At 47.7% G+C, this 17,825-nt stretch carries 21 protein-coding genes; 8 read left to right on the plus strand and 13 right to left on the minus strand.

Features of this window, described 5'->3' with window-relative positions:
• Nucleotides 1–37: 37 nt before the first annotated feature.
• The 3 genes from GWK09_RS10920 to rlmD are packed head-to-tail and all read right to left on the minus strand — an operon-like array spanning nucleotide 38 to nucleotide 2,766.
• Nucleotides 38–823, minus strand: a complete 786-nt coding sequence (locus GWK09_RS10920) for a DUF6048 family protein (RefSeq protein ID WP_163693462.1) — start codon at nucleotides 821–823, stop codon at nucleotides 38–40.
• Nucleotides 804–1,349 (minus strand): DUF6452 family protein, encoded by a 546-nt coding sequence (locus tag GWK09_RS10925; protein ID WP_239530913.1) that lies wholly within the window; start codon nucleotides 1,347–1,349, stop codon nucleotides 804–806. Before GWK09_RS10925 ends, GWK09_RS10920 begins: the two co-directional genes overlap by 20 nt.
• A 1-nt stretch (nucleotide 1,350) precedes the next feature.
• Nucleotides 1,351–2,766, minus strand: coding sequence for a 23S rRNA (uracil(1939)-C(5))-methyltransferase RlmD (rlmD, locus tag GWK09_RS10930; protein ID WP_163693463.1), 1,416 nt, complete (start codon nucleotides 2,764–2,766; stop codon nucleotides 1,351–1,353).
• A gap of 116 nt (nucleotides 2,767–2,882) precedes the next feature.
• On the opposite strand from rlmD, the gene GWK09_RS10935 reads away from it, so the two are divergent.
• The 3 genes from GWK09_RS10935 to rocD all read left to right on the plus strand — a co-directional run bounded on the left by GWK09_RS10935 (nucleotide 2,883) and on the right by rocD (nucleotide 5,217).
• A complete protein-coding gene (locus GWK09_RS10935) occupies nucleotides 2,883–3,428 on the plus strand; it encodes an RNA polymerase sigma factor (RefSeq protein ID WP_163693464.1) in 546 nt (181 codons plus the stop codon).
• Between the two features lie 2 nt (nucleotides 3,429–3,430).
• The gene (locus GWK09_RS10940) at nucleotides 3,431–3,817 is read left to right on the plus strand and encodes a DUF6768 family protein (protein ID WP_163693465.1); all 387 of its coding nucleotides are present in this window, start codon (nucleotides 3,431–3,433) and stop codon (nucleotides 3,815–3,817) included.
• Nucleotides 3,818–3,930: 113 nt separating this feature from the next.
• Entirely contained in the window at nucleotides 3,931–5,217 is a 1,287-nt protein-coding gene (gene rocD, locus GWK09_RS10945; RefSeq protein ID WP_163693466.1) for an ornithine--oxo-acid transaminase, read from the plus strand.
• A gap of 75 nt (nucleotides 5,218–5,292) precedes the next feature.
• Here rocD and rplS read toward each other — a convergent pair whose 3' ends face one another.
• The 6 genes from rplS to GWK09_RS10975 all read right to left on the minus strand — a co-directional run bounded on the left by rplS (nucleotide 5,293) and on the right by GWK09_RS10975 (nucleotide 10,692).
• Nucleotides 5,293–5,643, minus strand: a complete 351-nt coding sequence (gene rplS / locus GWK09_RS10950; RefSeq protein WP_163693467.1) for a 50S ribosomal protein L19 — start codon at nucleotides 5,641–5,643, stop codon at nucleotides 5,293–5,295.
• 136 nt (nucleotides 5,644–5,779) lie between these two features.
• On the minus strand, nucleotides 5,780–6,454 hold the full coding sequence (trmD, locus tag GWK09_RS10955) for a tRNA (guanosine(37)-N1)-methyltransferase TrmD (RefSeq protein ID WP_163693468.1): 675 nt from the start codon (nucleotides 6,452–6,454) through the stop codon (nucleotides 5,780–5,782).
• Between the two features lie 28 nt (nucleotides 6,455–6,482).
• Nucleotides 6,483–6,929, minus strand: coding sequence for a GNAT family N-acetyltransferase (locus tag GWK09_RS10960; protein ID WP_163693469.1), 447 nt, complete (start codon nucleotides 6,927–6,929; stop codon nucleotides 6,483–6,485).
• Nucleotides 6,930–6,965: 36 nt separating this feature from the next.
• Nucleotides 6,966–7,586 (minus strand): tRNA (guanine-N1)-methyltransferase, encoded by a 621-nt coding sequence (locus GWK09_RS10965; RefSeq protein WP_163693470.1) that lies wholly within the window; start codon nucleotides 7,584–7,586, stop codon nucleotides 6,966–6,968.
• Between the two features lie 136 nt (nucleotides 7,587–7,722).
• The gene (locus GWK09_RS10970; protein WP_163693471.1) at nucleotides 7,723–9,174 is read right to left on the minus strand and encodes a glyceraldehyde-3-phosphate dehydrogenase; all 1,452 of its coding nucleotides are present in this window, start codon (nucleotides 9,172–9,174) and stop codon (nucleotides 7,723–7,725) included.
• A 120-nt stretch (nucleotides 9,175–9,294) separates the two neighbouring features.
• Nucleotides 9,295–10,692, minus strand: a complete 1,398-nt coding sequence (locus GWK09_RS10975; RefSeq protein ID WP_163693472.1) for a trypsin-like peptidase domain-containing protein — start codon at nucleotides 10,690–10,692, stop codon at nucleotides 9,295–9,297.
• A gap of 124 nt (nucleotides 10,693–10,816) precedes the next feature.
• On the opposite strand from GWK09_RS10975, the gene dapF reads away from it, so the two are divergent.
• From dapF to GWK09_RS10995, 4 genes are all read left to right on the plus strand, one after another.
• Nucleotides 10,817–11,590 carry a diaminopimelate epimerase gene (gene dapF, locus GWK09_RS10980; RefSeq protein ID WP_163693473.1) on the plus strand — a complete coding sequence of 258 codons (774 nt, stop codon included), beginning with the start codon at nucleotides 10,817–10,819 and terminating at the stop codon, nucleotides 11,588–11,590.
• Complete coding sequence (locus GWK09_RS10985; protein WP_163693474.1) at nucleotides 11,587–12,120, plus strand: GNAT family N-acetyltransferase; 534 nt, start codon at nucleotides 11,587–11,589, stop codon at nucleotides 12,118–12,120. Before dapF ends, GWK09_RS10985 begins: the two co-directional genes overlap by 4 nt.
• Nucleotides 12,111–13,148, plus strand: coding sequence for an endolytic transglycosylase MltG (gene mltG, locus GWK09_RS10990; protein WP_163693475.1), 1,038 nt, complete (start codon nucleotides 12,111–12,113; stop codon nucleotides 13,146–13,148). Before GWK09_RS10985 ends, mltG begins: the two co-directional genes overlap by 10 nt.
• Nucleotides 13,149–13,298: 150 nt before the next feature.
• Entirely contained in the window at nucleotides 13,299–13,931 is a 633-nt protein-coding gene (locus GWK09_RS10995; protein ID WP_163693476.1) for a hypothetical protein, read from the plus strand.
• A gap of 35 nt (nucleotides 13,932–13,966) precedes the next feature.
• Here GWK09_RS10995 and GWK09_RS11000 read toward each other — a convergent pair whose 3' ends face one another.
• Genes GWK09_RS11000 through dnaA form a run of 3 tightly spaced genes read right to left on the minus strand, consistent with a single transcriptional unit; the run spans nucleotide 13,967 to nucleotide 16,584 of the window.
• Nucleotides 13,967–14,695, minus strand: coding sequence for an SAM-dependent methyltransferase (locus tag GWK09_RS11000; RefSeq protein ID WP_163693477.1), 729 nt, complete (start codon nucleotides 14,693–14,695; stop codon nucleotides 13,967–13,969).
• 9 nt (nucleotides 14,696–14,704) lie between these two features.
• Nucleotides 14,705–15,154, minus strand: coding sequence for a low molecular weight protein-tyrosine-phosphatase (locus GWK09_RS11005; protein WP_163693478.1), 450 nt, complete (start codon nucleotides 15,152–15,154; stop codon nucleotides 14,705–14,707).
• Nucleotides 15,155–15,159: 5 nt separating this feature from the next.
• Nucleotides 15,160–16,584 carry a chromosomal replication initiator protein DnaA gene (gene dnaA, locus GWK09_RS11010; RefSeq protein ID WP_163693479.1) on the minus strand — a complete coding sequence of 475 codons (1,425 nt, stop codon included), beginning with the start codon at nucleotides 16,582–16,584 and terminating at the stop codon, nucleotides 15,160–15,162.
• Between the two features lie 201 nt (nucleotides 16,585–16,785).
• Here dnaA and GWK09_RS11015 point away from each other — a divergent pair, with 201 nt between their 5' ends.
• On the plus strand, nucleotides 16,786–17,190 hold the full coding sequence (locus GWK09_RS11015) for an acyl-CoA thioesterase (protein ID WP_163693480.1): 405 nt from the start codon (nucleotides 16,786–16,788) through the stop codon (nucleotides 17,188–17,190).
• Between the two features lie 12 nt (nucleotides 17,191–17,202).
• Here GWK09_RS11015 and GWK09_RS11020 read toward each other — a convergent pair whose 3' ends face one another.
• Nucleotides 17,203–17,820 (minus strand): IMPACT family protein, encoded by a 618-nt coding sequence (locus GWK09_RS11020; protein WP_163693481.1) that lies wholly within the window; start codon nucleotides 17,818–17,820, stop codon nucleotides 17,203–17,205.
• Nucleotides 17,821–17,825 lie beyond the last annotated feature (5 nt).

A 17,825-nucleotide genomic window follows, 5' to 3' on the forward strand; every position in this document is an offset into this window, starting at 1 on the left:
AGCCGTAAGGGTAAATGCGTCCTGCCTGACCACGGAATCAGCCGCCTGATGATGGCTGCGCGAGGTTCTTTTTCGCTTTGCGGTATAGCGGAAGAAAATAGGTTATGCTGTAGTTGTATCCCACTCCGAAATTGCTTCCATCCGTAACCCTGTTGAAACCGGGGATCCAGAGGTTGGGAAAATTATCAGCTTCTTTATTACTTATGAGGAAACCAAGCCTTACGCTGGCTCCCAGGTAGAAGTTGGCGAAAAGTTCTGCCTTCATCCCCACGAGGAATTCGAGCCAACTCGCGTTGAGTCCGCCGTACTCCTCACCATTCCTGCTTCCGGCTACAAAAGCATCAGGTGACCAGTAGCGGTTACTATCGTAAATAAATGTTGAATTCAGGGTTTGATTAAACGTACTGAAAGAATATCGCCCACCGATATAAATAGAATTGTTCATCCCATACCAGTTCTCATAGGTATTGTAATCTACTCCCAGTTTGATATAACTTCCCGAAGTGGTGTAGTTGTACAAAGGTGTTGGATCGGAGATGTCAAAGTTTTCAAGTTCTTCCTGTTTCGTTTTTTGTTCATTCCCCAATTCTCCGGCCAGATACAGGCGATGTGTAAGACGGTAATCCGCCACGATCTCGAGGCCTGTGTAATCCTCGTTGAAAAAGGATAGGGCCGGCCTGCTGAGATCGATTCCTGCCCTCAGGCCATAGGGCTGACTATACCTGGTCGTGTCCTTTGCCCTCAGGTCGATCTTACCTGACTGCCCATGCAATAAGGTACAACTCCACAAAACCAATAATCCACTAATGAAATATCTTAACATGTGCTTCAAGCTGAGAGTTGACGGAAGGGTTCACTATGGTGATATCCTGTATCCAGTTATCTGAATCAGATACCAGGCTGTCCTGGAGCTGTTCGTAATTTGCGACAAAACCACAGGCACGGGAAATGAATACCTCATTCGTACTGTAGTTAAACTGCAAGGTGTCGGTATTACCCGTCTCAGCACCTTCTTCCCCGGCTGAACTCCTGATGATAAGAAAACTCGTACTGCCTTCGTCGACCCGCAAGGGAAGGGCTACGGAGTCTCTTGTTGACCGGTCCGTAAAGGTATTCACAGGCACCCCAATGCCAATGCCTATGATCCGGAGGTTGGCAACGGATTTAACAGCAGTGGTATCCACTGCATCATAGAACCGTATTACTAGGAGAGGGGTGTCTCCCTCTACGCAGATATCATCTTTTTCACAGGATACAAAAAGGGATGCCAGGATAAGGATGCAGAAAAAAACCATTGAGGTTGTCTTCCAAATGGCAGGTCGGACAGAAAGCCTGGGGTCAATCTTCATGCTAGGCAATGCGTTTTTTCAAAAGTACGACATTTTCTACGTGATGGGTTTGAGGGAACATGTCTACGGGCTGTACTTTGAGAATTTCATACTGTTCCTTCATCAGCCCCAGGTCCCTGGCCTGTGTGGCGCTATTGCAACTCACATAAACGATCTTCTCAGGTGACATGGCAAGGATCTGATCGACGACCTCCTTGTGCATTCCTTCCCGCGGAGGATCTGTGATCAGGACATCCGGGACACCGTGCTCCCTTACAATGGACGGATCCAAAACCTTTTTCATATCGCCGGTGACAAATTCCGTATTGTGGATACCGTTATTTTCAGCATTGATCCGCGCTGCGGCCACGGCCTCAGGCACGATCTCGATCCCGATCACTTTCCTGGCTTTCCCCGAAACAAATTGCGCAATGGTCCCGGTTCCCGTATATAAGTCGTATACCAGTTCACCTCCGGTCAAACCCGCGAAATCCCTGACCACCTTATAAAGGGAATGGGCCTGTTCCGAGTTGGTCTGATAAAAGGATTTCGCATCGATCCTGAAGGTCAGATCCTCCATAGCCTCCCATATATGGTCCCGTCCCTTGTAACAGTGAATCTCCTGATCGTAAAGCGTATCGTTCTTTTTGGTGTTGATCACATACAAAAGGGATGTGATCTCAGGGAAGGCCTGGGCAATGTGGTCGAGCAATAGGGACCGGGATTTTCCATCTTCCCTGGCAAACTGTATCAGGACCATGACCTCTCCCGTAGAACTCGTCCGTATCATCAAGGTCCTCAAAAGCCCTTCTTGCGTCCTTGGATTGAAGAAAGTCAGCTCATTCTCAGTGGCAAATCTTCTGATCTCCAGTCGGATAGCATTGGAGGGATCCGGTTGCAGATGACATTCCTCCAGGTCTAGCACCTTGTCCCACATTCCCGGGATATGGAGTCCGAGGGCATTCTTGTCTTTGATAGGCGCCTGGTCTCTGAGCTCATGGGGATATAACCAACGGGAGTCGGAGAATGAAAACTCCATTTTGTTGCGATAAAAGAATTGTTTTTCCGAACCCAGGATAGGGAGGATTTCAGGGAAGTCGAGATGTCCTATGCGTCTCAGGTTATTCTCTACCTCCCGCTGCTTGTAAAACAGTTGACTCTCATAATTCATATGCTGCCACTTGCAGCCCCCGCAAACTTCGAAGTGTTTGCATTTAGGTTCTGTACGTCTTGGGGAGAGTTTGTGAAAGTGGGTAGCTACCCCCTCGAAATAGGCTTTTCTCTTTTTTGTGGTCTGAACAGTGACCACATCCCCCGGGACGGCGTTATTCAGGAAGATGATCCTTCCGTCCGGGGTCTTGGCCACGGCCATTCCCTTAGCGCCTGCATCCAGAACGTCTATCTTTTCAAAGAGTTGCCGTGTATTTTTCTTTCGCATAGGGCAAAAGTAGTAAAGACGATGCTTTGTCCGGGGGCTCATCTTTGGCTTATTTATAAAAATATTGTGCTAATTCATCGAACTTTATTCCAATTTATGCGTCCTTAAGGTAGCCCATGGAAAGAATAGACAGAATTTACGATGGTTTACTGGTATTGAGATTCAGGGGAGGCGATCACAAAGCCTTGGATATCCTTGTGAAAAGACACCATATACATCTTTGTAACCATGCATTCTGGTATGTCGGAGATAAGGATTTGGCAAAGGATATTGTTCAGGATTCATGGATGAAGGCTATTAAGAAAATAAACAACCTGAAAAATCCCGATAAATTCAGCAGTTGGATGATGACCATTGTTACTAGAAAGTCCTTAGATGTACTTCGGAAGGTCAAATGGGAAAGAAGCCAACAACGGGAAAATTCCAGAAGCGGCAAGAACCATGATCTCGGATCGAAGGAAGACGAACGCCCAGAGATGATGACAAAGCTTAAGAAGGGTATAAAGGAACTAAGTGCAGACCATCAGTTGGTTTTGAGATTGTTCTATATACAGGAATATACCATGAATGAGATAGGGAGTATTCTTGAGATATCCCCAGGTGCCGTTAAATCACGTTTATATCACGCAAGAGAGAAATTAAAAACCCTAGTAAAACAATAATTATGAAAACAGATATGAATGATATTGACAAAATGATCAAAGATGCCCTCTCAGATGAAGAAGCTAAGTTCTACGAAGACTTGAATGAACCTTCTTTAATAAATAAACTTGGAGATGTCTATAAAGGCCAGCTGGGTTGGCTTGCCATGATAATGAATTTTATAATGGTTCTATTCTTGATACTTGGGATTTACTCGATTGTTAACTTTTGGCAAGCCCCTGAAACTCTTGAAATGATACGTTGGGCAGTGGTGGGCATTATTTCCCTTTTGACCATTGGGATCCTAAAGCTTTATTTTTGGATGCAAATGGACAAAAATGACCTGAAACGGGAACTTAAGCGCATCGAATTGCAGATAGCGGCTTTGAATAACAGGTTGGACAAATAAGAGCAGTAAATTATTTCTCGCGATTGTTCAATATTTAATACTTTTATAGTCCGCATAGGATGATTTCTCTCCCAAAGAAGGAATAGCATTTGTTATAATTAAATCTATAGAACATGTCTGTCCTGGAAAAACTCAGTTCCAAGGAGGCGATCGCCCTTGAGGAACGATTTGGAGCCCAGAACTATCATCCACTCCCCGTAGTGCTCAGCAGGGGGGAAGGGGTATATGTTTGGGACGTTGAAGGTAAAAAATATTTTGATTTTCTATCAGCCTACTCTGCTGTAAATCAAGGTCATTGCCACCCTGATATCATTCAAGCCTTAAAAAATCAGGCCGAGAAGCTAACCCTGACTTCCCGTGCGTTTTACAACGATATGCTCGGGGTCTATGAGCGCTATGTGACCTCCTTTTTCGGCTTTGAAAAGGTCCTGCCGATGAACACCGGGGCTGAAGCGGTGGAGACCGCTATAAAGCTGGCGCGTAAGTGGGGGTATGAAAAGAAGGGGATCCCGGACAACAAGGCAAAAATCATCGTGTGCCAAAACAATTTCCACGGCAGGACGATATCGATTATCTCTGCTTCCAACGACCCCGTGGCCACCGAGAATTTCGGACCTTTCACCCCGGGGATCACCTCGATCCGGTACAACGATATAGACGCCCTTCGGGAAGCCCTTGAGGATCCCAACGTGGCCGCTTTTCTGGTAGAACCCATTCAGGGAGAAGCCGGAGTATACGTGCCCGATGACAGCTACCTGACTGAGGCTCATTCGCTTTGCAAGGCCAAAAATGTATTATTGATCGCAGATGAGGTGCAGACCGGCATCGCCAGGACCGGTAGGTTGCTGGCAAGTTGTGGAAATTGTTCCTGTGCCGATAAGAACTGTAGCGGAACTCCTGAGGTAAAACCCGACATCCTTATCCTCGGTAAAGCCATATCAGGAGGGGTCTTTCCGGTATCTGCCGTCCTGGCAAATACAGAGATTATGGAAGTTATACGCCCGGGGAACCACGGATCCACCTTCGGCGGGAACCCGCTCGCCTGTGCCGTGGCCATTGCCGCTCTCAAAGTAGTGAAAGATGAAGGCTTGGCTGAAAATGCCGACAGACTGGGTGAGATTTTCCGGGAAGAAATGAATGCACTGGTCAAGGAATCCTCCCTGGTAAGTCTGGTCCGGGGTAAGGGCCTTCTGAACGCCATCGTCATCGACGATTCCGAAGACAGCTCTACCGCATGGGATATTTGTATGGCCCTTAAAAATAACGGATTACTGGCTAAGCCCACTCACGGGAATATCATAAGGTTTGCCCCACCTTTGGTGATGACAGAAGAACAACTAATGGAATGTATCCGTATCATCCGTACGACCATCCTCGATTTTGAAGCTGGTATGGAATAGCCCTGGATCCCTGAGTTCTGGAAATAAAAAACCCTAACGATTGTTAGGGTTTTTTTATATCATATTTGGTAGAAGTTAGGACCTGATCTCCTTGATCCTCGCTTTCTTACCTGTCAGGCCTCTGAAGTAGAAGATACGTGCCCTTCTCACCTTACCTTTCTTGTTCACCTCAATTTTCTGCAGGGCGGGCATGTTGATTGGGAAGATCCTCTCAACCCCAACCGTTCCGGACATTTTGCGGATCGTAAAGGTTTCTGAAGCTCCTGATCCTCTTCTCTGGATCACAACGCCCCTGAAGAACTGGGTACGTGTTTTCTCTCCTTCCTTGATCTCGTAATATACAGTGATCGTGTCACCGGCAGAGAATTCCGGGAAATCTTTTTTAGGAATGAATTCGTCCTGAACAAATTTAACTAACGGCTCCATCTAAGTATTTGATTATAAATTTAATAAAACCAACGTTCACGGACATCGTCAGAGGTTGATTTTAACGACTGCAAAAATAGTCTATAAATCCATATGAACAAGGATTTCCTCAGAATTTTTCACAAGGTGAAAGTGCCTATTTAAGCAGGTCGGGTCTCAATTTAAGGGTTCGCAGCTGAGCCTGTTCCTCCCTCCATGCCTCAATGGCCTTGGTATTTCCGCTGGTGAGTATCTCCGGTACTTCAAGTCCTTTGTACTCCCTCGGCCTCGTATATACGGGCGGGGCAAGCAGGTTGTCCTGGAAGCTATCGGTAAGAGCGGAGGTCTCATCATTCAATACCCCGGGGAGGAGTCGGATGATGGCGTCACATAGCACCGCTGCTCCCAGTTCACCCCCGGAAAGCACATAATCGCCTATTGAGATCTCGCGGGTTATCAAGGTATCCCTCACCCGCTGGTCTACTCCCTTGTAATGCCCGCACAGAATGATCATATTGCCCAAAAGAGACAGGGAGTTGGCCATTTTCTGATCGAGGGTCTGCCCGTCCGGGGTCAGGTAAATAACCTCATCATATGCCCGCTGAGACTTCAGTTCCTGTATACACTTGTCTATGGGTTCTATCATCAGGACCATTCCTGCTCCACCCCCGAACTGGTAGTCGTCTACCTGTTTGTAATTGCCCTGCGCATAATCCCTGAGGTTGTGGATGTGTACTTCCACCAGGCCCTTTTCTATGGCCCTTTTGAGGATAGAGGCCTCAAACGGACTTTTTAAGATCTCCGGGACCACGGTAATGATGTCGATGCGCATAATTGTATTTTCTGGTTGGAAGCGCAGGTCAGGGTGCTGCCCAAAAGTAATGAAAACAATGAATATCTTTCTCCCATCCCAGTTTTTCGTACAAGGCGCGGGCAGGGTTATCGACGGCCGTTTCCAGAGCCAGTCCCTTGTATCCTTTTTCCAGGCAACGCTCCTGGGCCTTTATCAGCAAAGCTGCTCCAACCCCTTGGCCGCGATAGGATGGTAGTACATAGAGATCGTTCAGGACATACATGCGTTTAAGGGATACCGTGGAGAAAGTCGGGTACAGTTGTACAAAACCTGCAGGCTTTCCATCCATTTCACCCAAAAAGATCTCCGAATCGCGCTGGCTGAAGCGGGCCTCGAGAAATGTTTTAGCTGCTTCCGGGTCGGATGGCTGGGCGTAGAACACCCGATAGGCATCGAGCATTGTAGTTAGCACCGGAAGGTCACTCCGGGCCGCTAGGCGAGTAAATATAGACATTGAGTTAAAAAAAAAGGTCCCGGAGGGGACCTGAGATTATTTCGATTTTCTGTATTTGTTGATCTCGTCCTGTAATTGCCTGCTGATCCGCTGCTCCCTTTCAAGGGCCCTTCTCCTGTGATCTTCATATTCGGCTTCCAGATCGGCCAGATTGGTTTTGGCTTCCTGTGTGAGCACATTACTTTGCCTGAATTTGAAAATGAAAAGCAATAATAACAGGAATAACCCCATGATGAGGGTCCAGAGGATGACGTTGTAGGTCGACTTCGAGACTTGTGCGCCCAGCAGCGACATACTGTCTTTTTCCTCCGAAACCGAATTAAGGTTCTTAGTGGTTTCCTCCAGGGAGGAATTCAAGGAAGCGATGGTGCTTTCCTGAGTGGTGATCACCTGCTGTAATTGTCGTGCTTTTTCCCTGGCTGCGTTGAGTGAATCGATCACATTTTCCCGGAGCTTGTCCAGGTTGATGGTTCGCACTACTTCATAGCGTCTTCCTTCAGCCCTGTAATTGCCAGATTTATCATAGATGTATTCAAACTGAGAATTGATGGTGCCACCTTCAAGGGAGGACTCTTCCTGGGTCTCTTCGGTCTGAGAGAAAGCCTGGAAACTGCAGAGCAGGACCACAGCAACCATAATGAGTCTGAAGTATTTCATTCCGGATTGTTCTTAGGTTTAACTTTGATTCAGGTTCGACTAAAGTACCCTTAATATTAGTAAATACGAAAAAAAACTGATTTAAGATTTTTTGCCTGAATTAAAAATTAGTGACACATCTGGCTCCGGAAGGATCTCAATAATACGTAAAACGCCTCACTTTAGCGATGTACTTGGCCAGACGGATCACCTGGTGTGCATAGCCGTACTCATTGTCGTACCAGACGTAAAGTACCACATTCTTCCCGCTCGCATCCACAATGGTGGCCATACTGTCATAGATGGCCGGGGCTGAGGTCCCGATGATATCTGAAGAAACCAGTTCATTGCTCAGGGAATACTTGATTTGTTCCACCAGGTCTCCCTCGAGGGCGTATTTCTTGATGATGGTATTGATGCCTTCTTTGGAGGTGGCGTTCTTCACCTCCAGGTTCAGGATGGCCAGAGAGCCGTTGGGAACCGGAACACGTATGGCATTGGAGGTGAGTTTCCCTTCCAGGCTGGGCAGGGCTTTGGAGACGGCTTTTCCTGCTCCCGTTTCGGTGATCACCATGTTGAGTGCTGCTGCCCGGCCCCTGCGGTATTTCCCGTGCATATTGTCTACCAGGTTCTGGTCGTTCGTGTAAGCGTGGATGGTCTCCAGGTGTCCTTTGACGATCCCTAGAGAATCCTCTACTACCTTTAAGACAGGGGTGATGGCATTGGTGGTGCAGGATGCTGCCGAATATATCCGGATCTTATCCGGGTCGAATTCCCGCTGGTTTACCCCGTGAACTATATTGGGGATGTTTTTTCCTGGGGCGGTCAGCAGTACTTTTTCCACCCCTTTGGCCTTCAGGTGTCTCGACAGGGACTGTTCATCCCTGTAGGCCCCTGTGTTGTCGATGACCAGGGCATTTTCAATACCGTATTTTGTATAGTCCGTCTCCTCGGGAACACTGGCAGAGATCATATGGACCGTGGTTCCATTCACCAATAAGGCCTTGTTTTTAAAATCAGCTTCGACCGTACCGCTGAATTGGCCATGGACCGAATCTGTCCTTAGGAGCATGGCTCTTTTTTCCAGGTTTTCCGCCGTGAGTTCCCCTCGAGTAACTATGGCCCTCAATCGAAGCTGGTTCCCCTTTCCGGTCTTGGCCATGAGTTCCCGGGCAACGAGGCGACCAATGCGCCCGAAACCGTAGAGGATTACATCCTTGGGTTCGATCTCCTTACTCTTCCTCGCATCCTTAAGTTTGTCTACCACAAAGGCCTTTACATTGTTGTACTGACCCTCATCTTCCGAATGGTATTCATAGGTCAGTTTTCCGATATCCAGTTTGGAAGGAGGCAGTTTGAGGTCTTCGATAGCCCTCAGGATCTCTACGGAATCAAAGATGGAAATAGGCTTTTGAACAAATTCTCCCGCGTATTCGTGCAGGTTGATGATCTCACTTACCGGCTTGTCAATGATCTGATTCTTGAACAGGACCACTTCAATGGATCGGTCATACCACAGGTCGCTTATGATCTTGATAAATTCGGTGGAAGCTTTTCTTCGATCGGCCTGGAAGGCCAATTCTTTTTCATAGGTCGAAATTTTGTTCATTGAGGCGGTTGTTTAAATTTTTGCAAAAGTATATATTTCAAACGTTTTCGCACAAGGATATGGCACGAAAAAAGCGCACCGGTAAGAGTGCGCTTTTATGTGTCCAAGCCAGGAGATATTCTATTGGAAAATGACTCTTTCCCTTTCTCCTTTTTTGTTCAACAGGGTGATCACCGTCTTGCCGTAACGCGTAATCTTTCCGAATTCCACCCTGGCATCCTGTATGTCCTCAATGGGTTGCCCATCGATCTCCAGGATCACACTTCCAACCAGTTCAAGACCATCCTTCCTGTAGACCTCAGGCACTCCGGTAATTTTAACCCCCTTCTTGACCTTGTAAATCTTTTTGTCGTTTTCGGTAAGGTTTTTCACGGAAAGTCCCATCACAGGGACGATCAGGGATTGTCTTTCCTTGAGTGTTACCGGCAGTAGCAGGCTCTCTCCATCGCGTTCTACGGTAACCTGAACTTCGTCCCCGGGCCTTTTGGTAGAGATATAACCTGTGAGATCCGCAAATCTCCTGATCTTGATATTATCGATCTGCTTGATAACGTCTCCTTCTACGAGCCCGGCTTCATCGGCACCTGATTCTTCTTCCACTCCTTCTACATAGACCCCTTCGATCTCGTCTAATCCATTTTCAATGGCATAGGGTGAATTCACCCTTGGAGCAGAGATGCCTAACATACCCTTTTGAACATTCCCGTATTCAAGGATATCTTCTACCACTTTTTTGGCGATGTTGCTGGGAACTGCGAAGGAATAGCCCACGTAAGAACCTGTCTGGGAGGTAATGGCCGTGTTGATCCCTATCAGGTCTCCATTGGTATTGACCAGGGCCCCACCGCTGTTACCGGGATTTACTGCGGCATCGGTCTGTATGAATGACTGGTCCGACCTGCCGAGCGCCCTCGCCTTGGCACTTACGATCCCTGCCGTAACAGTAGAGGTAAGGTTAAACGGGTTTCCAACGGCCAGGACCCATTCACCTACCTTGGTGTTGTCTGAATCTCCGAATGCCAGGTAGGGAAGCGCCCTGTCTGCCTCGATCTTGATCAGTGCGATATCCGAATTGGGGTCCGTACCTATAAGTTCTGCATCATAGGATTTATTGTTGTTCAGGGTCACCTTCAATTCGGTGGATCGGTCGATGACGTGATTATTGGTGACGATGTAGCCATCAGGGGAAATGATTACTCCTGATCCGGTCCCTACCTGGGGGATCTGCCTGCCTTCAGATCCGTAAAAGAAATCCAGGAAACTGGGAGCCGCTTTGCTAACGGTCAGGTTCTTGACGTGAACCACAGCGTTCACGGTATTCTCTGCTGCCGTGGTAAAGTCCACCGCATTGATCCCGGCACCGGCACTGGAAACCGGGGTATTACTGGTTTGAAATACGGGTAAATCCTCGTTCCATGTATACGAGGTCCTCCCTTTCTCAAATAACAACTTGTAGCCTCCTAATGTGATCAGTCCACCAAAGATGGCCACCACTAGTAAACTCGTAATTCGTTTCATAAGCTCGTTTATTGATTCAACTTAAAATTATAAGAACTTCCAAAGTTGCCAGGGTCATTTAACGCCTTTTTAACTGCTAAAAATACCTTAAATAATCTCCTATCTTTGTACCTTGATCTGTGCTATGGAACTCCATTTCTCCAAATATCAGGGTACGGGTAATGACTTTATCGTTCTCGATAATCGTCAAAACCAATTCCCCAAAAACGATACCAACCTGGTAGCCAGGCTGTGTGACCGACGTTTTGGCATCGGTGCCGATGGATTATTGCTGCTGGAAAATGACAAGTCGGCAGACTTTAAGATGGTCTACTTCAATTCCGATGGGAAACCCGGCACCATGTGCGGCAATGGAGGCAGGTGTTTAGTCGTCTTTGCCCATTCCATCGGCCTCATAGGAAAACAGACCACTTTCCTGGCAAGTGATGGTCTGCACCGCGCTACGGTTGAAGGAGAAAGGGTGTCCCTTAGCATGTCTGATGTGGAGGATGTCGCCAAAAAGCGGAATACCTTTTTCCTGGATACGGGATCTCCTCATCACGTACAACGGGTAAAGAACCTCCAGGGATTTGAAGTAGCCAGGGAAGGCCGCAGGATACGATACGGTATCTACGGGGAAAAGGGCAGTAACATCAATTTTGTGGAACAGGATGGACCGGAATCCTTTTCGGTAAGGACCTACGAGAGGGGAGTAGAAGAAGAAACCCTTTCCTGCGGAACGGGCGTGACGGCGGTAGCCATAGCCATGCACTACGCGGGATACACCAAGGCCTCTAAGGTTCAGGTCAGGACCAGGGGAGGTGACCTGCAAGTGTCCTTCAGCTATAACGGCAAAGGGTATGATAACGTTGTACTGGAGGGCCCGGCCACCTTTGTTTTTAAAGGCGTGATCCGATGATAGAACTCAAGGGAGAAAAGGTGGTTTTAAGGGCTCTAGAACCTGAGGACCTGGATTTTTTGTACCTGCTGGAAAACGATACCCGATTTTGGGAGGTGAGTGGCACCCAACAGCCCTATTCCCGCCATGTCCTGAAACAGTATTTGGAGAATGCACACCGCGATATCTACGAGGTAAAACAAATGCGGATGGCCATCATCGGACCGGATGGGGATTTGATAGGTCTCATAGATCTGTTCGACTTCGACCCAAAAAACCTGCGTGTTGGTCTGGGACTCGTGGTCAGGGCAGAGGAGGACCGCAACAAGGGTTTTGGAGCCGAAGCTATAGAACTGATCGTAGCATTTGCATTTAAATCCCTGAATGTAAGGCAAGTATACGCGCACATCCTTGAAGATAACCTTGCCAGTATGCGTTTGTTCGAAAAAAGCGGGTTCATCCGGACTGCCACCAAAAAGGACTGGATCCGGTGGCAGGGAGAGTTCAGGGATCAGCATCTGTATCAAAAAATCAATCCGTCATGTACTTAAAAAAGATCATCCTGGCCGTTTTGCTCCTGGGAGTTCTGGGGGGAGGTATATTCGTCTATTACGTTTATACTGCCTTTTTTTCACCCAATACCGCTTTTGAGAATAATGAGGCCTACCTCTATATTCCTTCAGACGCAGACATGGATGAACTTCAGGGACAATTGCGCCCCCTGCTGAAAGATCTCAACACCTTTACTTCTGTAGCAGAGCGAAAACAATATCGCGTACGGGGTGGAAAATACATTCTTATAAAAGGAATGAACAACAATGAGATTGTGAATACCCTTCGCAGCGGCAATACCCCGGTAAAAGTATCTTTTAATAATCAGGAATCCCTCCCGGCGCTTGCCGGCAGGATAGCCATGCAGATAGAGGCAGACAGTCTCTCCCTCCTCGGGGCTTTTCGGGATGAGGATTTCCTTCAGAGACGTAACCTTGACGAAGACAGCAGCTTAGGAATGTATATCCCAAATACCTATGAATTCTTTTGGAATTCCTCCGCCCTCGATTTCAGGGACCGGATGGAAAAGGAATACGACCGGTTCTGGAACGAAGCGCGGAACAAAAAGGCAGAATCCCTTGGTCTGAGCCCGAAAGAGGTGATTTCACTCGCGGCTGTGGTCCAGAAGGAAAGCGCCAAAGTGGACGAGCGTCCCAGGGTTGCCGGGGTTTATCTGAACAGGCTCAGGAAGGGAATGGCCCTACAGGCAGATCCCACGGTGATCTTTGCTCTGAAAAAGGAATTGAACAATTTTGACACGGTAATCCGCAGAGTCCTCTACAAGGACCTTACCATCGATTCTCCCTATAACACCTATCGTTACTCCGGACTTCCCCCGGGACCCATTGCCATGCCCGACATATCAGCGATCGAAGCGGTATTGAATGCAGAGGACCACAATTATTATTACTTCGTGGCCGATGTGGAGAATTTCGGATACCACAAGTTTGCGGAGAACCTGGTGCAGCACAACCGGAATAAAGAGCAATACATCCGGTGGATAAATAGCCAAAATATTAACAGATAGGCATTTTATCGGTTAAAATAAACGCTTAGTCCTAAAAATATCACAAAACTCTGATTATCATAGGGCTGTAAGAAAAAAGCTGCTATATCTTTGCTGTGTGAAATTTAAGCATTACCCCTCGGGGTGTATCAGTCTTAAGAAAACACACTTATGAGAAAGTGGATAACGTTAAGCTGTCCTCTTATCATGATTTTAATTTTAGCGAGTTTCGGGACTTCCCCAAAGTTGCTGGTGCAAGTGCCGGAAACTCTTAAAGTTAAAGAACCTACGCCGGTTTTGTTTCCCAAAGACAGAACCATTATGCAGTCTACAATGGTAGTTCCGCCCTTTCTGGGCACCTCCTTTGTAGGTTTTAAGGAAGCCCTGGCTTTCAAGGAATCACAAGGAGATTATTTCACCATCAACACCTTGGGATATCTCGGTAAATACCAGTTCGGTATTGGCACGCTCCAATTGATGGGTGTCTACAACGCCACGAAGTTCCTGAATGACCCCACCTTGCAGGAAAAGGTTTTCCGGACCAATATGGCCCGTAATAAATGGATCCTGCGCAACGATATCCGCAGGTTTGCGGGAAAGAAGATCAGGGGGATTGAGATTTCAGAATCCGGGATCCTGGCGGCCGCCCATCTGGCAGGGCCTGGCAATGTCAAGAAGTTTCTGAGGTCATATGGGGAATGGGATGTAGCAGACGACTACGGGACTACGATCTTCCACTACCTGAAACGTTTTTCCGGCTATGATGTCTCGGCCATTAAGGCGGAAAAGAACCCCAGAATCTGAGAACAGGAGGCCCTTGCAAGTTTAAAGACCCATAATCACTGCGCCAAAAGCAGGAAGATCGCTGGCTTTTTATGAAGCTGCGGGGGCTCTGCCTTTCCCCACTCTTCTACCGTTCTCGTCCTTATGAATTCCTCATTCAGGGTTATGCCGGCAGCAATGCACAATAGGGTGGATGGAGCCAGGGTTTTGATCAGGTCTTCGTAGAGTTTATCGTTCCTGTACGGCGTTTCAATAAAGAGCTGGGTCTGGTTTTTCTGCCTGGATTCTTTTTCCATGGCTTTCAACACTTTTTTTCGTTCCTGGTTCTCTATGGGCAGATAGCCGTGGAAACAGAAATTCTGCCCATTCAACCCGCTGCTCATCAGAGCTAAAATAAGGGAAGAGGGCCCAACCAGGGGGACTACCCGTATATTCTTCTCGTGGGCGAGCCTGACCACTTCCGATCCCGGGTCTGCGACGGCCGGACTTCCCGCTTCTGACAAGACTCCCACATGGAAGCCTTTAAGACAGGGCTCCAGGAAAGACGGGATCAGTTCGGGTTCGGTGAACTTGTTCAATTGTTCGATGTGAAGAGCGGGCTGAGATTTCCTGGGGGAAATGTTCTTGATGAAATGGCGGGCAGATTTTTCGTTTTCCACGATATAATGGTCGATCTCCTCAATGGCCTGTTTGATGGAGATAGGGAGGACCTCAAGCGGCGCAGTATCCCCAAGGGTGGTTGGGATCAGGTAGAGTCTTCCGGTGGGTGTTTCCTGTGTGCTCATCCAGTGGTGTTAAAGTTCTTTGACAAGCTGGTCGCAAGCCTGGTCTATCAGCCTGAATACTAATTCGAATCCATCGGAACCCCCGTAATAGGGATCCGGAACCTCGACCAGATCAGAATCCGATACCTCGAGGAGCAAACGCACCTTCCCTTTTTGAGTTTCGTTTTGAGCTAAGGCACACACATCCCGGTAATTGTCCCTGTCCATAACGAAGATATGGTCAAAAAAATCGAAGTCTTCCCTCCTGAATTTCCGGCAGCGTTGTGAACTGATGTCTATCTGATATTTCTTTGCAATGGCTACAGACCTCGGATCAGGGGGATTTCCCACATGGTAACCGGCGGTTCCCGCAGAGTCGACCTCTACGCGGGCAGGATCTGCTTTGTATTTGAGAATACCCTCTGCTAATGGCGATCTGCAAATATTTCCCAGACATACCATGAGCACCTTTGTCTTCATAGGTTTCAGGAGAACTTCTTGGTCAGGTCCTCGATGTATTTCCTGAATTGCTTATCGGTCTCGGCGAGGTTGTCTACCGTTTTACAGGCGTGCAGGACCGTGGCGTGGTCTCTTTTACCGATCTGTGAGCCTATGCTGGCCAGAGAGGCTTTCGTAAATTTCTTGGCAAAGAACATCGCGAGTTGCCTGGCCTGGACAATATGCCTTTTTCGGGTCTTGGACTGAAGGGTGGCTACGTCCATTTCGAAGTAATCGGAGACCACTTTCTGGATATAGTCAATGGACACCTCTCTTTTGGTGTTCTTCACGAATTTTTCCACCACTTGCTGGGCAAGATCCAGGGTCACTTCCCTTTTATTGAAGGACGACTGGGCGATCAGGGAAATGATGGCACCTTCCAGTTCCCGTATATTCGTTTTGATATGCTTAGCTACGTATTCGATGATGTCATCGGGCATCTCAACCCCGTCCCTGTAGAGTTTGTTCTTCAGGATGGAGATCCTGGTCTCGTAATCCGGGTTCTGCAATTCCGCGGAGAGCCCCCATTTGAAGCGGGAGAGCAGTCGCTGCTCGATGTCCTGCATATCTACCGGGGCCTTGTCTGAAGTGAGGATCACCTGTTTGCCATTCTGATGCAGGTGGTTGAAAATATGGAAGAAGACATCCTGAGTTCCTGATTTTCCCGACAGGAATTGCACGTCGTCAATGATCAGCACGTCTATCAATTGGTAGAAGTGGATAAAGTCATTCCGCGTATTCTTCTTTACGGACTCGATGTACTGCTGGGTAAACTTTTCAGCCGAAATGTACAGGACCGTGCGTTCGGGGTATTTATCCTTGATGTCCACTCCTATGGCATGGGCCAGGTGAGTCTTGCCAAGGCCTACACCGCCGAAGATCAGCAAAGGGTTGAAGGAGGTTCCTCCCGGCTTGTTAGCCACAGCCATCCCGGCTGATCTCGCGAGGCGATTGGAATCACCTTCGAGGAAATTATCGAAGTTGTAATTCGGATTTAACTGGGATTCGATTTTGATGTTCCTGATCCCTGGGATCACAAAGGGGTTCTTCAGCTCCGGATTTTTGGACTTCACCGGCACATCCATTTCCTGCGTACCCACATTGCCCCGGTTGGCGCTCGGGATACGCTCTGTAAAGGGCTCCTTATTGCCATAAGTGTTTTCCATCTTGATGATGTAAACCAGCTTGGCCTGTTCGCCGAGTTCCTTGGTCAGTGCCACCTTGAGCAACTTTACATAGTGCTCTTCCAGCCATTCGTAAAAGAATTTGCTGGGTACCTGTATGCTTAAAGATTTTTCTGAGAGTTTGACCGGCTTGATCGGTTCGAACCAAGTTTTGAATGCCTGCGGTTGGATGTTATCTTTGATAAATGCCAAACAATTGTTCCATACGGAATTAGCAGTTACACTCATTGTAAAAAAAACTCTATTTGTCGGTTAGTGATTCAAGCCAGTTGGTCGAAGGCAGAACGGAAAATCCGCCTTCTTGAGTGGGACAAATATGTGAACAAAAAAGCTAAAAAAAAAATGAATTCAGGTTGAATTTATCCTTTTTTTTTCGCATGTTCCGGATCACTTTCACCCATCTATAAATATATACTTTTTAACCGAAAAATGGGGTACCAAAACAGATTTTCTTTCAGGGTCAGATATGGGGAAACAGACCAGATGGGCGTGGTCTACCATGGTAATTATGCCCAGTATCTTGAGATGGGCAGGGTGGAGTGGTTGCGCTCTCTGGGATTTTCCTACAAGCAGATGGAAAAAGACGGGATCATGCTGCCTGTAATTTCCCTAGAGATACAATTCAGGAAATCGGCAACCTATGACGACCTGTTAACGGTGGTCACAGAGCTGACAAAACCCCCTGTGGTCAAGATCGAATTCGACTACGAAATCAGGAACGAACAAAATGAATTACTGGTCACCGCCCATACCGTCCTTGCCTTTATGGATATGCGTACCTCAAAACCGGTTAAATGCCCTTCTGGTATTTTAGAAAGATTACAGTCGCTCTGACGATTAAGCCATTTATTCAAGCTCAGGATCACCCTCAACGGTGACTCCCGCCAGATCCCTTAAATGATCCAGGGCCTCTTTGTAGTTGTTTAACGGAATACCCAGTATAAATTGTACCCGCATCTCATTCTTCTGTGAAAGGATCTTCATTCGATGGCGTTTGACCATTTGCATTACCTGATGGGCATCTTTGTAATCACATTCCACCGTCAGGTTCTTTAATACGGTCTTTGTGACCGTTTTACCTTCTTCCAGCGTAAGTTGGGCCGTTTTTCTATAGGCCGAAATGAGTCCGCCCACCCCTAGTTTGGTGCCCCCAAAGTAGCGAACTACGGCGATGAGAATGTTCGTCAGGCCGAAAGCCTGGATCTGCCCGTAAATGGGCATTCCCGCAGAGTTGTTCGGCTCCCCGTCATCGTTGACCCGCCATATGACGGGGTCCGTGCCCAGCTGCCAGCCGTAACAAACGTGATTAGCCTTCCCGTGTTGCTTTCTCAAACGGGAGAGCAACGCCTCGATCCGCGTTTCATCCGTTACCGGATAAGCGTATCCCAGGAATTTGCTGTTTCTTTCCTTGAACACCACACCTTCAACAGGTTTGGCCAGGGTTGTGAATTGTCCGGTCTTCATAGGGT

Source organism: Muriicola jejuensis, assembly GCF_010671595.1.
Lineage (GTDB): Bacteria > Bacteroidota > Bacteroidia > Flavobacteriales > Flavobacteriaceae > Muriicola > Muriicola jejuensis.

Excerpts from the sequence above, each read along its gene's own strand:
- GWK09_RS10985 (WP_163693474.1), top strand. The coding sequence starts at position 11,587 with ATGATAGAACTCAAGGGAGAAAAGGTGGTTTTAAGGGCTCTAGAACCT.
- GWK09_RS10935 (WP_163693464.1), top strand. The coding sequence starts at position 2,883 with ATGGAAAGAATAGACAGAATTTACGATGGTTTACTGGTATTGAGATTC.
- GWK09_RS11005 (WP_163693478.1), bottom strand. The coding sequence starts at position 15,154 with ATGAAGACAAAGGTGCTCATGGTATGTCTGGGAAATATTTGCAGATCG.
- GWK09_RS10975 (WP_163693472.1), bottom strand. The coding sequence starts at position 10,692 with ATGAAACGAATTACGAGTTTACTAGTGGTGGCCATCTTTGGTGGACTG.
- GWK09_RS11000 (WP_163693477.1), bottom strand. The coding sequence starts at position 14,695 with ATGAGCACACAGGAAACACCCACCGGAAGACTCTACCTGATCCCAACC.
- GWK09_RS10960 (WP_163693469.1), bottom strand. The coding sequence starts at position 6,929 with ATGTCTATATTTACTCGCCTAGCGGCCCGGAGTGACCTTCCGGTGCTA.
- trmD (WP_163693468.1), bottom strand. The coding sequence starts at position 6,454 with ATGCGCATCGACATCATTACCGTGGTCCCGGAGATCTTAAAAAGTCCG.
- GWK09_RS10970 (WP_163693471.1), bottom strand. The coding sequence starts at position 9,174 with ATGAACAAAATTTCGACCTATGAAAAAGAATTGGCCTTCCAGGCCGAT.
- rocD (WP_163693466.1), top strand. The coding sequence starts at position 3,931 with ATGTCTGTCCTGGAAAAACTCAGTTCCAAGGAGGCGATCGCCCTTGAG.
- GWK09_RS10995 (WP_163693476.1), top strand. The coding sequence starts at position 13,299 with ATGAGAAAGTGGATAACGTTAAGCTGTCCTCTTATCATGATTTTAATT.
- GWK09_RS10940 (WP_163693465.1), top strand. The coding sequence starts at position 3,431 with ATGAAAACAGATATGAATGATATTGACAAAATGATCAAAGATGCCCTC.
- GWK09_RS10920 (WP_163693462.1), bottom strand. The coding sequence starts at position 823 with ATGTTAAGATATTTCATTAGTGGATTATTGGTTTTGTGGAGTTGTACC.
- GWK09_RS10965 (WP_163693470.1), bottom strand. The coding sequence starts at position 7,586 with ATGAAATACTTCAGACTCATTATGGTTGCTGTGGTCCTGCTCTGCAGT.
- GWK09_RS11015 (WP_163693480.1), top strand. The coding sequence starts at position 16,786 with ATGGGGTACCAAAACAGATTTTCTTTCAGGGTCAGATATGGGGAAACA.
- dapF (WP_163693473.1), top strand. The coding sequence starts at position 10,817 with ATGGAACTCCATTTCTCCAAATATCAGGGTACGGGTAATGACTTTATC.
- rplS (WP_163693467.1), bottom strand. The coding sequence starts at position 5,643 with ATGGAGCCGTTAGTTAAATTTGTTCAGGACGAATTCATTCCTAAAAAA.
- dnaA (WP_163693479.1), bottom strand. The coding sequence starts at position 16,584 with ATGAGTGTAACTGCTAATTCCGTATGGAACAATTGTTTGGCATTTATC.
- GWK09_RS11020 (WP_163693481.1), bottom strand. The coding sequence starts at position 17,820 with ATGAAGACCGGACAATTCACAACCCTGGCCAAACCTGTTGAAGGTGTG.
- mltG (WP_163693475.1), top strand. The coding sequence starts at position 12,111 with ATGTACTTAAAAAAGATCATCCTGGCCGTTTTGCTCCTGGGAGTTCTG.
- GWK09_RS10925 (WP_239530913.1), bottom strand. The coding sequence starts at position 1,349 with ATGAAGATTGACCCCAGGCTTTCTGTCCGACCTGCCATTTGGAAGACA.
- rlmD (WP_163693463.1), bottom strand. The coding sequence starts at position 2,766 with ATGCGAAAGAAAAATACACGGCAACTCTTTGAAAAGATAGACGTTCTG.